The organism is Chitinophaga agri, assembly GCF_010093065.1.
GTDB lineage: Bacteria > Bacteroidota > Bacteroidia > Chitinophagales > Chitinophagaceae > Chitinophaga > Chitinophaga agri.
In genome coordinates this window covers 5,775,253-5,787,223 of sequence record NZ_CP048113.1, presented here as the reverse complement: position 1 = coordinate 5,787,223, position 11,971 = coordinate 5,775,253, and the positions used below count along the sequence as shown (strand labels likewise).

Genomic DNA, 11,971 nt, shown 5'->3' with positions numbered 1-11,971 from the left:
ACTTTTTGCAAAATATTCTGAAAGAATTATTTCTTTTTACCTTCAGCTGCTTCTTCCTGACGTAACTGACGGGTCATTACTACTGACGCGATTGGAATACGTGGGGAGTTCAGGATTTCGATGTTCTCAGCAACAACGTCTTCTACACGGATGTTACCGTTCAGTTCCAGTTTGTCGATGTTAACTTCGATGTTCTCACGCAGGTGTTTAGGCAGTGCCTTTACTTTCAGCGCCTTGATTTTAACTACCAGCTTACCACCGGCTTTAACACCTTCGGACTGACCAGTAATTCTGATTGGCAGGGTAACTGCTACAGGCTTATCTTCCACCATTTCCAGGAAGTCGATGTGTGCCAGCTCGTCGGTTACAGTGTCAAACTGTTTGTCTTTCAGTACACATTTGTAGGTTTTTCCACCTACTTTGATTTCAGCTACCTGGAAGTCAGGAGTGTAAATCAGGTTCTTGAAAGATGTTGCTGGAGCTGAAAAACTTACGGTTTCTGCACCCCCGTAAATAACACAAGGCACTTGTCCCTCAGAACGTACCTGGCGGGTGGCTTTTTTACCAAATTCGCTCCTGAGTTGTCCTTCGATTGTTATCGTTTTCATTGATTAAACATTTATATTTTAAAAAATAATCCTGAATTATTAACCCCTGCGGTGACTGTGAACGAACAGGTTTGTAATAGACCTGTTTTCGTGCATGTTACGGATAGCTACTGCAAATAGGTCGGCCACACTGATCACCTTGATCTTTGGGCTCTGTTGCTTCAACGGAATGGTATCGCAGATCACCAGTTCTTCCAGTACGGAGTTACTGATGTTTTCAAATGCCTTACCGCTCAATACAGGGTGGGTACAGAATGCACGCACACTTCTTGCACCTTTTTCTTTCAGCAGGTTAGCCGCCTTCGTCAATGTACCTGCAGTATCACAGATGTCATCGATCAGTACGATATCCCTGTCTTTTACATCACCGATCACTACCATGGAAGCGATCTCATTCGCACGTTTACGGTGTTTATCACAAATCACCATCTCAGCATTGAAATAGGATGCAACTTCCCTTACCCTGTTTGTGCTACCCACATCAGGGGACGCAAAGGTAAGATTTTCCAGCTTCAAATTTTCAATATATGGGATGAAAATTGCGGAGCTGTCCAGGTGATCTACCGGGATATCGAAGAACCCTTGAATCTGCGGAGCATGCAAATCCATGGTTATCACACGATTAGCACCGGCAGAGGTCAACAGGTTGGCTACCAGTTTGGAGGCAATTGCCACCCTCGGTTTATCCTTCCTGTCCTGTCTTGCGAAACCGAAATATGGAATTACAGCTGTGATATATCCTGCAGATGCCCTTTTAGCTGCATCTATCATCATCAACAGTTCCATCAGATTGTCTGACGGAGCGCTGGTGCTCTGTATCAGGAAAACATAATCACCACGGATACTTTCCATGTAGATTGGCTGGAACTCGCCATCGCTGAATTTCTGTATGGTCAGTTTACCCAGACCATTACCGTAACGCTTCGCAATTTTTTCTGCAAGAGCTGTGTTACTGTTCCCTGTGAAAATTTTTACTGATGGTTGCATGGAGTATTAAAAAGAGGTTGCAAAACTATGCTTTTTGGAGTACGTATTCTGTATTTTTTTAGGTAATCTGCCTGACAATAAACGATTTGGTTATTTAAAGAATAGATAACGTGATTATTTACAGTTATTTACACTCACACTTCCCGATAAATTTGACAAACAGAAAGTGTAATTTAAAATAATTCGGGGGAAGGGAAAAAAATCTAATGGGAAGGGATATATTTGCTAATAATTTTAGCAAAATGGAAGGGACAGTTAACCCGGCTAACACACATGTTGCCATTAAAAACTGGGCCACAGACGACCAGCCACGCGAAAAACTAATCAATAAAGGGACAAATGCATTAAGCGATGCTGAACTGTTAGCCATATTACTTAATGAAGGACACAAAGAAAAATCTGCACTGACATTGGCGCAGGAAGTGTTACGTGCTGCCTCCCACAATCTGGGCGAAATGGGAAAGCTCACTATCCAGCAGCTCACAAAGATCAAAGGTATCGGTACTGCTAAAGCGACCAAGATAGTCGCTCTTATGGAACTCGCACGTCGCAGACAGGCCGGCTATATGCTTGAAAAGAAAACCATCCGGCAGGGACGTGATGCCGCTCTCTACTTTAAACCATTACTTGGCGATGCGAGCCTCGAGTCTTTTCATGTGCTTTTTCTTAACCATGCCTGCCGTGTGTTACAAAACCGATGCATCAGTATCGGTGGCATCACCGGTACTGTTGTCGATCCTAAGGTCATCTTCCGGGAAGCGCTTGCGGTAGGCGCCACCCAGATCATCCTTTGCCATAACCATCCCTCCGGCAACCTCCGCCCCAGCCATGCTGATATACAGCTCACAGAAAAACTAAAATCCGCAGGTCGCCTGTTAGATATCACGGTGCTCGATCACATTATTGTCTCAGAAGCCGGCTATTGCAGTATGGTAGAAGATGGATTCATTATATAACATTTGGATATAATAACCTCTTTTTCCTTACATTCGCAATTATTTTATTATCAAACAGTAACATGCTCAAAATAGGAATCTTCGGAGTTGGGCACCTGGGCAAGATACATCTATCCCAATGGGCCACTATGAAAGACGTAGAAATAGTTGGTTTTTTCGATCCGAGTAATGCCAATGCTGATAGCGTAGCCCAGTACCAGATTCCCAGATTCGATTCCGCGGAAGAGTTGATACAGGCTTCTGATGCCATCGACATCATCGCTCCCACAACGCATCACTTCAAGATATGTGAACAGGCTATCCGCAATGGAAAACACATCTTTGTGGAAAAGCCGATGACTAATACGATGGAAGAGGCCAAAACACTGGTTAAACTGGTGGAAGAAGCCAATATCAAATTCCAGGTAGGTCACGTAGAACGTTTCAACCCCGCCTTCCTTGCACTGAAAGGACATGAGCTGAAACCCATGTTCATTGAAGTACACCGCCTGGCCGAGTTCAATCCGAGAGGTACTGATGTCAGCGTGATACTCGATCTGATGATCCATGACATTGACATTGTTCTGAGCATCGTACAGTCAACCGTAAACAGAATATCTGCCAGCGGCGTAGCCGTCATGAGCGATACACCAGATATAGCCAACGTTCGTATAGAATTCCATAACGGATGCGTGGCCAACCTCACTTCCAGCCGTATCTCCCTCAAAAAGATGCGTAAAATGCGCCTCTTCCAGAAAGATGCCTATATCGGCATCGACTTCCTGGACAAAAAGACTGAGATTATCAAGCTGAAAACACCAGCAGACGAAGGATTATTCACACTGGATATCGACACCAATTCTGGCAAGAAGACCATCGCAATAGATAATCCGGAGATCAAACAGACCAATGCGATCCGCATGGAACTGGAACTGTTCCGTGACAGCATCCTGCATAATAAACCTGTGCCAGTGAATGCAATTGATGGTTTACAGGCAATGGAAGTTGCTCACCAGATCCTGGCGAAAATTCAGAAAAGCCTGTCTACCGACACAGCACAATAAAATTATTCAGATTAACTTCTTTCTTTCAATAGCGCGCTCGCAATGGTCAAATCCAGCGGGCGCGTTATTTTTATGTTGGCTTCCTCTCCCGGTACCAGGTGTACACGGTGGCCCTGCCGCTCTACTACGGTCGCCTCATCCGTAAATAACGGATCATAGGGTAATGAAAATGCGGGCAACAACCATTCTGATAAAAACGTTTGCGGGGTTTGGATTATTTTGAACTGCTCACGATCCACCGCCTTATTCTGCTCTCCTTCTATCTGACGGATGCTATCTTTCATATCAATAACCGGGATAGCACTGCCTGCTGATAAAGCTGTTTCATAACAGGAACGGATGAGCGCTGTACTGATCAACGGACGAACACCATCATGTACAAACACCACTGCCGGCTCTTTTACTTCGCTCAAACCATTCTTCACAGAATGGAAACGGGTCTCCCCTCCCTTCACCAGGGTCACGACAACCCCGGTACTAAATTCATGCAACCAGGGCCTTACGTAGTCAAAATGCGGCTCAGGCAGTACCAGCACTATATGTATATCAGGGAATGCTGTCGCAAAAGCATTCACTGTATGCCATAATACAGGCTTACCCGAAAGCTCCAGAAACTGCTTGGGAACAGCACTCCCCATACGTGTGCCTGATCCACCAGCTACTATGATCGCAATCTTTTTACGTTGTTCCATATGGCCTTACATAAACAGTCCTGTTCCGCAAACACGGAACAGGACCCTTTCAAATAGTTTTTCGCTTATTAGATGATCAGCATTGCATCGCCATAGCTGAAGAAACGATATTTCTCCTTGATAGCCTGTTGATAAGCTTCCATCACCAGATCATAACCTGCGAATGCGCAAACCATGATCAGGAGGCTTGTTTTAGGCAGATGGAAGTTAGTAACCAGTGCATTCGGAATAGCGAAATCGTAAGGTGGATGGATAAAAGTATTTGTCCAGCCTTCTGCTGCTTTCAGCAGGTTCTGCGCAGTTACGGAAGACTCTACTGCTCTCACAGTGGTCGTACCGATCGCACAAACTTTACGGTTCTCTTCTTTTGCCTTGTTTACAATCTTCACCGCATACTCATCAATGTTGAAATACTCAGCATCCATTTTGTGTTTGCTCAGATCTTCTACCTCGATAGGACGGAATGTACCTAAACCGGTGTGCAGTGTTACTTCTGCAAATTTCAGCCCTTTAATCTCCAGACGTTTGATCAGTTCGCGGCTGAAGTGCAGACCAGCAGTTGGAGCTGCAACGGCACCTTCATATTTCGCGTAAACAGTCTGATAACGCTCCTTGTCTTCTTCTTCAGGCTTACGTTTAATGTACTTCGGCAGCGGCGTTTCACCCAGGGTATCCAGTACTGCCTTAAATTCTTCATCATTACCTTCGAACAGGAAGCGGATTGTACGACCACGGGATGTGGTGTTGTCAATCACTTCCGCCACCAGTGATTCATCATCACCGAAGTATAATTTGTTACCAACCCTGATCTTACGGGCAGGATCTACGATTACATCCCACAGACGGTTCTGCTTGTTCAGCTCACGCAGCAGGAATACCTCAATCTTCGCACCAGTCTTCTCCTTACGACCATACAGACGGGCAGGGAATACCTTGGTATTGTTCACCACCATTACGTCCTTATCATTGAAGTAATTGATGATATCACGGAAAACCTTGTGTTCAATTTTGCCGGTGGCACGATTTACCACCATCAAACGTGCTTCGTCTCTTGTCTTGGAAGGATGCTGTGCAATCAGATTTAAAGGAAGATCGAATCTAAACTGTGATAGTTTCATATTACGGTATGAATAAATTTTAAGGCTGCAAAATTATTGATTATTATGGACTCTATCAAAAGAGATTATTGATACATTCTCACACACGAATTTACGCATAATTATTTTTCGGTATAGAATTAATTAGCTGTCTGGTATATTCACTTTTCGGTTTTTCATACACCTCAGCAGCCGAACCTGCTTCCACCACTTCTCCCCTGCTCATCACCATCATCCGGTCACTAATGAAACGAACGACTGACAGGTCATGGGAAATAAATATACTTGTAAACCCAAATTCCTCCCTCAATTGCATCAGCAGGTTCAAAACCTGTGCCTGAATACTCACATCCAATGCTGCCACCGACTCATCACATATGATAAAGGAAGGATTCAGCGCCAGCGCCCGGGCAATAACAATCCGCTGCCGCTGTCCACCAGAAAACTCATGCGGATACCTGTCATAGTGCTCCGGCAGCAGGTTGACCTTTTCCAATAGCTCTCTTACCTTCTCCCTCCGCTCCTTCTTACTGCTATATAAACCATGCACCTTCATTGGCTCCTCAATCGCATTACCAATGGTCAATCTCGGGTTCAAAGATGAATAAGGGTCCTGAAAGATGATCTGAATATCTTTACGTAATGCTCTCAGTTCACTCGCCGGCAAGCCGGCAATGTCTCTCCCTTTATATAATATGCTACCTGCTGTAGGCGCTACCAGCCTTAACAACGTCCTGCCCAGGGTCGTTTTTCCACATCCGGATTCCCCCACCAGTCCCATAGTTTCCCCCTCTCTGACGTCAAAACTGACACCGTTCACCGCCTTCGTCCATGATTGTACCTTTCCGAAAAAGTTCGTTCTTGCAGGAAACCAGGTATGTAGATCTTTAACTTCCAGCAATGCCGGTCGCTGCGCTAAACGGGCTTCCCGCTCAGCCAATATCTCCCGTGGGATCTCCAGGCTGCGGACGAAGGCCTTCACTTCCTGTGCTTTCTCTACAATCCCACCCTGTGCATCTACCTCCATGAAGTCGCGCGTTACTGGCAAGCGAAATAACCGTTTGTCCAGTGGCGGGCGACAGGCCAGCAGCCCTTTGGTATAAGGATGTTGTGGGTGACTAAACAGTTGCGCTACCGTTCCTTCTTCTACAATATTACCTTTATACATGACAGCTACCCTGTCAGCAATTTCAGCAATCACGCCCAGATCGTGTGTGATAAATATTACACTCATGCCTGTTTGCCGCTGCAGGTCTTTCAATAGTTGCAGGATCGTTTTCTGCACTGTCACATCTAAAGCAGTGGTTGGCTCGTCAGCAATTAACAGGCGTGGCTGGCAACTGATTGCCATAGCAATCATAACCCGCTGCTTTTGCCCGCCGGATAACTGATGTGGATAACGCTCCATCATCCCTTCCGGATCAGGCAGACGCACCTGCCGGAATAATGCCAGCGTTTGCAGCCGGGCTTCGGCTCTGTTCATCCGTTTGTGCAGCAGCAGCGTTTCCATCACCTGATTCCCGCAGGTATGCAGTGGATTTAAGGAAGTCATTGGTTCCTGGAAGATCATGGCAATCTCATTGCCACGCCAGGTACGCATTTCGTTTTCGGGCAACTGCACAATGTCTTTCACTGGCATTTTACTGCCTGACAACTGGTATAGCAATTGTCCACCCATTATTTTTCCAGGATGCTGTAACAAACGCATCAGTGCCAGGGAGGTCACTGATTTACCGGATCCCGATTCTCCCACAATACCAATGATCTCACCGGGCTGAATGTCCAGTGAAATACCATTGACAGCAGTAGTACTGCCAAACGAAACCTTCAGGTCCCGGATAGATAATAGCGGTTGCTGCATATTGAGGAGTATCGTTTATTTAAAACAGCAGGTGTTTCACTGTCTGGTGACTGTTGATCAGATTTTTCAGGGAATCAATACCGATGCGGATATGCCGTTCCACATATTCTGTTGTCACACGGCGATCGCTGTCCTCTGTTTTCACCCCTTCAGGAATCATTGGCTGATCGGATACCAGTAACAAAGCACCAGTAGGGATCTTGTTATAAAAACCGACAGAGAAAATAGTAGCTGTTTCCATATCTATCGCCATTGCCCTGATCTTTTCCAGGTAACGTTTGAAATCCACATCATGCTCCCATACGCGGCGGTTTGTACTGTAACAGGTACCTGTCCAGTAGTCGCAACCGTATTCCCGGATGGTCGTGGAGATTACTTTCTGCAGCGCGAAGGAAGGCAGCGCAGGTACTTCAGCGGGAAAATAATCATTGGAAGTACCTTCTCCCCTTATAGCCGCAATCGGCAGAATGAGGTCTCCGATGTTATTCTTCTTTTTGAGTCCACCGCATTTTCCAAGGAACAGAACGGCTTTGGGGTGAATAGCACTCAGCAGGTCCATCACCGTCGCCGCACCCGGGCTTCCCATACCAAAATTGATAATAGTGATATCATCAGCGGTAGCGCATTGCATAGGTCGTCCTTCACCTACGATGGTGGTATTATGCCATTCCGCGAAATAATTAAGATAATTGCTAAAGTTGGTGAGGAGAATGTGGGAGCCGAAATTCTCCAGCTTTTCTCCCGTGTAGCGGGGAAGCCAGTTAGCTACAATTTCTTCTTTTGTCTTCATAGCCTTTTGACAAACGAATATACGGAAATTCCTCCGATGTGCCATGCCGTACCCTGGAATAGTCTTGTGTAAATACAGGTATTCCAGTGTATCCTGATAGTCCCCGGGGATAAATATCTTTGTGATATGATTTCCATAGAATTTCCCGCCCCTGACTTCAAGATCGTAAAGGAAAATGATAAGACACTGATCTTTGACCGGTACCGGAAGCGGTATGTTATATTAACACCTGAAGAATGGGTGCGTCAGAATTTCCTAGGTTACCTGGTTAAAACACTAGGTTATCCACAATCGCTGATAGGAGTTGAAAAGGAGATCTACCTGGGAGAATTGAAGAAGCGTTGTGACATTATTGTGTATAACCGGTCTATGCAGCCATGGATGATAGTTGAATGTAAGGAAATGGACATCCCACTGACAGAGGCAACACTTGCCCAGATCCTGAGATACCATATGGTGCTGCCTGCTACATACCTGGTTATCACCAATGGTGTGAATACTTATTGCTGCCGGCACGAGACCTCCGAACAGGACTGGCAGTTTATGTCCCGTTTGCCGACGCACGTATAATATCAATTTTACAATCTGTAATCGCCTCTCTTCCCGCACCTGTCGCTTACGAAATGCCTATTTTAGGCGAATAATAGCAAATAGCCAATCCATGGAATGACGCAATCAGGTGCAGGCCAAATACAAAACAAAAGGAGAAAATACTACAATAAAAAAGGGACACCTGATAATGGCGTCCCCTTTCTAAAACTATTATGCGAATATAAACATCAAGGGAAAATACCCAGCTGATCGTATGCAGCACCTACTTTATCAATAGCACATACGTAAGCAGCGGTACGCATATCATGGATATCTTTATGATTCATCATGATGGCACGTACTTCATGTAATGCGGCGTGCATGGTTTCTTCCAGCCCGGAATATACCAGATCCACCTCATCAGCACCATGAGCAATGAACTTTCTTTCCTTATCTGAAACAGATTTACCTGTCAGATCTTCAATCACGCTCAGGATGTGAATATTCATGTTTTCATCAAAGCGTTTACCCAGACGGCCATAACGTACGTGGCTAAGGTTTTTCAACCATTCGAAGTAAGAAACGGTCACACCACCAGCGTTCAGGAACATATCAGGCACAACGATTACACCTTTTTTATTCAGGATCTCGTCAGCTTCCGGTGTGATTGGACCATTCGCTGCCTCACCGATGATCTTAGCCTTGATACGTGCCGCATTATCTTTGTGGATCACATTTTCCAATGCAGCAGGAATAAGGATATCGCAGTCCATCTCCAGGCCCTCTTCATTGTTTTTCAATGTAGTTACACCAGGGAAATTAGTAATGGAACCGGTTTCGTTTCTGTGTTTCAGTACTGCATCCGGGTCCATACCTTTCTCACTGTACAGTGCCCCATCCCACTCGATGAGTCCCACAATAACAGCGCCTGCTTCATGGAAATATTTAGCAGCATGGTAACCTACGTTACCCATACCCTGTACGATCACTCTTTTACCAATGATACCTGGTTCCAGACCGATGCGCTGCATATCTTCCTTGATATTACAAAGCTCCTGCAGGCCATAGAATACACCAAGACCGGTGGCTTCTTTACGACCGCGTACACCACCCTGAGAAACTGGTTTACCGGTTACACAACCGTAACCATCTATCTCTCCGGGACGAAGGCTCATGTAAGTATCCAGGATCCAGCTCATTTCCCTTTCACCGGTACCATAGTCCGGAGCAGGAACGTCTACACCCGGGCCGATAAAGTTCTTCTTCACCAGTTCAGCTGTATAGCGACGGGTGATGTTTTCCAGTTGGAACGGGGAATAGTTACGTGGATTGATCTTAATACCGCCTTTGGCTCCGCCGAAAGGTACGTTTACAATAGCGCATTTGTAAGTCATGAGTGCTGCCAGGGCCATTACTTCATCCTGGTTCACTGCATCACTGAAGCGGATACCGCCCTTACAAGGCAGCTTGTGGTGAGAGTGTTGAACGCGGTAGGCCTCGATCACCTCAATGCTGTCTCCGACGCGTACCGGGAATTTCATACGGTACACAGCGTTACAGGCCTTGATTTGCTCAAGAATGCCTTTTTCCCATTTCGTGAATTTTGCGGCTTTGTCAAAACTTCTCTCAACGCTCTGAAAGAAGTCATAATGTTGCTCTTGCGCCATAGACAATTGTTTTGGTAATATATATGTAGTTGGACTTTTTAGCTGTCCTAGTTTTTCTCCCGCTGCTCCAACTTGCTGATCTTTCTGTCCAGTGCTATTAAAAATATAACAATTCCGATAAAGATGATCAGCAGTACACCTACTATCACATAGATCTTGCCATTACTCCGGAATAATTCGTTAACAGGTCCTGTCTCTGTGTTCTGATTCTGATTTTCCTGTGCGTTAGCAAACAGGGAAATGAGTAGCAGCATACAGGTACAGCAGAAAGAAAACGCTTTGTTGATCATTTAAAAATATTTTTGAGCTCTAATTTTTTGTACCGAACAAGCAGGGTGTAGATCCAGACACTTAGCAGTGTCCATCCAAGGAAGGCAGGATATAACACCCACTTCATATGGTTGTCGGTGTCACTGGATGCAAATCCTGGTGTGGTGGCGCTTCCCGGATGAAGGGAGTCGACCATACGCGGGATGATATACGTTAAGGGAATCAACAAAGCAAATGCAAAAATGTTAAACACGGCTGAGATCCTCGCACGCTTGTCTATGTCAGGAATGGACAAACGCAGCACAAGATAGGCCATATAGATCATGAGCGCCACAGCAGTCAGCATCTGTTTAGGATCGCGGGTAAAGGAACCGCCCCAGGTATACGTGGCCCAGAGTGTACCTGTCGCAAACCCAAGAATACCGTAAAACACACCTACACTCGCAGCTGCGCTGGCGTAGGCATCTCTGCGGAGATCATATTTGGAGAGATAAAGTAACGAATTGACTACGGAGATAGTAAACATGGTGTACATGCATATCCACATAGGAACGTGAAAGAAGAGGCCCCGGGAAGACTGCCCGTTCGTGCCGATAATCGGTATCTCAATAGTAAATCCTGCTATAATGACGTATACGAGGATTATTACCGCTAGAGCTTTCCACCAATGTTTTCCCATTTTTTACCAACTATATTGGGGGCAAACCTACAGGTTTTATCACTAATCACAAAATTCAGTAACCTGTTTCCCGTCATGTTTACAACTGTCCCTAGTCTTTCCACAAAAAAGGAAATAATACTAAGGAAAGGGCAATAATCAGTAGATCCATGCTACCCATCATCAGGAACATCTTCGGCAATCCCGGCTGGAATACAGTAATGAAGGAGGATTTGGCAATATTTGACAGCAACATGAGCAGGGGCAGCATGATAGGAAATCCCATCACCGCCATCAATGCCGCATTCTGATTTGCCTGTGCCGCTATGGCCGCCAGCATCGTAAAAAGCAGGGATAAGCTCACACCTCCCAGCATGATCACACCAAGAAAATACCAGAAACTGGTGACCGGATTCCCCAGGAACAACATACAACATCCCATGGTTATCAATGTCATAACCGACATGAGGATGATATTATAGATCAGTTTAGCCGCAATGAAACTGCGTGGATGTACCAGCGAATAAAAATATAATAAACGCCCCCTGTTCTCCTGCATAAAACTTTTGGCAATGGCATTGACTGCTACAAACAGCTGTACCACCCAGAAAAGCGCATTCCAGATCTTCTCTTCGGGTTTGTCAATCATGAGATTTATGACAAACACAGTGGATATAATATATAACAGGATACCATAAAAGGCATATTTCTGCCGTAATTCAAGCAAAATATCCTTTCTTACGAGTGTAAGTGTTTGTCTGAAGGCACTGGATTTCATGTGGGGGCAAAGATAGTAGAATCACTTATATTC

13 protein-coding genes are annotated in these 11,971 nt (G+C 45.3%); 3 read left to right on the top strand and 10 right to left on the bottom strand.

All coding sequences use genetic code 11. The annotated features are described in order from the left end of the window. Positions 1 to 26: 26 nt before the first annotated feature. On the bottom strand, positions 27 to 608 hold the full coding sequence (locus tag GWR21_RS23145) for a 50S ribosomal protein L25 (RefSeq protein ID WP_162334021.1): 582 nt from the start codon (positions 606 to 608) through the stop codon (positions 27 to 29). Between the two features lie 39 nt (positions 609 to 647). After that, on the bottom strand, positions 648 to 1,595 hold the full coding sequence (locus GWR21_RS23140; RefSeq protein WP_162334020.1) for a ribose-phosphate pyrophosphokinase: 948 nt from the start codon (positions 1,593 to 1,595) through the stop codon (positions 648 to 650). A 242-nt stretch (positions 1,596 to 1,837) separates the two neighbouring features. On the opposite strand from GWR21_RS23140, the gene radC reads away from it, so the two are divergent. Further along, entirely contained in the window at positions 1,838 to 2,551 is a 714-nt protein-coding gene (gene radC / locus GWR21_RS23135; RefSeq protein WP_162334019.1) for a RadC family protein, read from the top strand. Positions 2,552 to 2,613: 62 nt separating this feature from the next. Next, complete coding sequence (locus GWR21_RS23130; protein ID WP_162334018.1) at positions 2,614 to 3,594, top strand: Gfo/Idh/MocA family protein; 981 nt, start codon at positions 2,614 to 2,616, stop codon at positions 3,592 to 3,594. Positions 3,595 to 3,605: 11 nt separating this feature from the next. On the opposite strand, the gene GWR21_RS23125 is transcribed toward GWR21_RS23130, so the two are convergent. The 4 genes from GWR21_RS23125 to GWR21_RS23110 all read right to left on the bottom strand — a co-directional run bounded on the left by GWR21_RS23125 (position 3,606) and on the right by GWR21_RS23110 (position 8,034). Then, positions 3,606 to 4,286, bottom strand: coding sequence for a 2-C-methyl-D-erythritol 4-phosphate cytidylyltransferase (locus tag GWR21_RS23125; RefSeq protein WP_162334017.1), 681 nt, complete (start codon positions 4,284 to 4,286; stop codon positions 3,606 to 3,608). 68 nt (positions 4,287 to 4,354) lie between these two features. Continuing rightward, a complete protein-coding gene (gene queA, locus GWR21_RS23120; RefSeq protein ID WP_162334016.1) occupies positions 4,355 to 5,404 on the bottom strand; it encodes a tRNA preQ1(34) S-adenosylmethionine ribosyltransferase-isomerase QueA in 1,050 nt (349 codons plus the stop codon). A 91-nt stretch (positions 5,405 to 5,495) separates the two neighbouring features. Continuing rightward, positions 5,496 to 7,244 (bottom strand): ABC transporter ATP-binding protein, encoded by a 1,749-nt coding sequence (locus tag GWR21_RS23115; RefSeq protein WP_162334015.1) that lies wholly within the window; start codon positions 7,242 to 7,244, stop codon positions 5,496 to 5,498. A 19-nt stretch (positions 7,245 to 7,263) separates the two neighbouring features. Then, the gene (locus GWR21_RS23110; RefSeq protein WP_162334014.1) at positions 7,264 to 8,034 is read right to left on the bottom strand and encodes an AMP nucleosidase; all 771 of its coding nucleotides are present in this window, start codon (positions 8,032 to 8,034) and stop codon (positions 7,264 to 7,266) included. Between the two features lie 126 nt (positions 8,035 to 8,160). Here GWR21_RS23110 and GWR21_RS23105 point away from each other — a divergent pair, with 126 nt between their 5' ends. Then, on the top strand, positions 8,161 to 8,604 hold the full coding sequence (locus GWR21_RS23105) for a type I restriction enzyme HsdR N-terminal domain-containing protein (protein ID WP_162334013.1): 444 nt from the start codon (positions 8,161 to 8,163) through the stop codon (positions 8,602 to 8,604). A gap of 209 nt (positions 8,605 to 8,813) precedes the next feature. Here GWR21_RS23105 and GWR21_RS23100 read toward each other — a convergent pair whose 3' ends face one another. From GWR21_RS23100 to GWR21_RS23085, 4 genes are all read right to left on the bottom strand, one after another. Then, on the bottom strand, positions 8,814 to 10,232 hold the full coding sequence (locus GWR21_RS23100; RefSeq protein ID WP_162334012.1) for a Glu/Leu/Phe/Val family dehydrogenase: 1,419 nt from the start codon (positions 10,230 to 10,232) through the stop codon (positions 8,814 to 8,816). A gap of 47 nt (positions 10,233 to 10,279) precedes the next feature. Next, positions 10,280 to 10,522: a CcmD family protein gene (locus GWR21_RS23095; RefSeq protein WP_162334011.1), complete on the bottom strand. Its 243-nt coding sequence runs from the start codon at positions 10,520 to 10,522 to the stop codon at positions 10,280 to 10,282. After that, the gene (gene ccsA, locus GWR21_RS23090) at positions 10,519 to 11,181 is read right to left on the bottom strand and encodes a cytochrome c biogenesis protein CcsA (RefSeq protein WP_162334010.1); all 663 of its coding nucleotides are present in this window, start codon (positions 11,179 to 11,181) and stop codon (positions 10,519 to 10,521) included. Before ccsA ends, GWR21_RS23095 begins: the two co-directional genes overlap by 4 nt. Before the next feature lie 91 nt (positions 11,182 to 11,272). Further along, a complete protein-coding gene (locus GWR21_RS23085; protein WP_162334009.1) occupies positions 11,273 to 11,938 on the bottom strand; it encodes a heme exporter protein CcmB in 666 nt (221 codons plus the stop codon). Positions 11,939 to 11,971: the final 33 nt, after the last annotated feature.

Excerpts from the sequence above, each read along its gene's own strand:
- GWR21_RS23145 (WP_162334021.1), bottom strand. The coding sequence starts at position 608 with ATGAAAACGATAACAATCGAAGGACAACTCAGGAGCGAATTTGGTAAA.
- GWR21_RS23140 (WP_162334020.1), bottom strand. The coding sequence starts at position 1,595 with ATGCAACCATCAGTAAAAATTTTCACAGGGAACAGTAACACAGCTCTT.
- radC (WP_162334019.1), top strand. The coding sequence starts at position 1,838 with ATGGAAGGGACAGTTAACCCGGCTAACACACATGTTGCCATTAAAAAC.
- GWR21_RS23130 (WP_162334018.1), top strand. The coding sequence starts at position 2,614 with ATGCTCAAAATAGGAATCTTCGGAGTTGGGCACCTGGGCAAGATACAT.
- GWR21_RS23125 (WP_162334017.1), bottom strand. The coding sequence starts at position 4,286 with ATGGAACAACGTAAAAAGATTGCGATCATAGTAGCTGGTGGATCAGGC.
- queA (WP_162334016.1), bottom strand. The coding sequence starts at position 5,404 with ATGAAACTATCACAGTTTAGATTCGATCTTCCTTTAAATCTGATTGCA.
- GWR21_RS23115 (WP_162334015.1), bottom strand. The coding sequence starts at position 7,244 with ATGCAGCAACCGCTATTATCTATCCGGGACCTGAAGGTTTCGTTTGGC.
- GWR21_RS23110 (WP_162334014.1), bottom strand. The coding sequence starts at position 8,034 with ATGAAGACAAAAGAAGAAATTGTAGCTAACTGGCTTCCCCGCTACACG.
- GWR21_RS23105 (WP_162334013.1), top strand. The coding sequence starts at position 8,161 with ATGATTTCCATAGAATTTCCCGCCCCTGACTTCAAGATCGTAAAGGAA.
- GWR21_RS23100 (WP_162334012.1), bottom strand. The coding sequence starts at position 10,232 with ATGGCGCAAGAGCAACATTATGACTTCTTTCAGAGCGTTGAGAGAAGT.
- GWR21_RS23095 (WP_162334011.1), bottom strand. The coding sequence starts at position 10,522 with ATGATCAACAAAGCGTTTTCTTTCTGCTGTACCTGTATGCTGCTACTC.
- ccsA (WP_162334010.1), bottom strand. The coding sequence starts at position 11,181 with ATGGGAAAACATTGGTGGAAAGCTCTAGCGGTAATAATCCTCGTATAC.
- GWR21_RS23085 (WP_162334009.1), bottom strand. The coding sequence starts at position 11,938 with ATGAAATCCAGTGCCTTCAGACAAACACTTACACTCGTAAGAAAGGAT.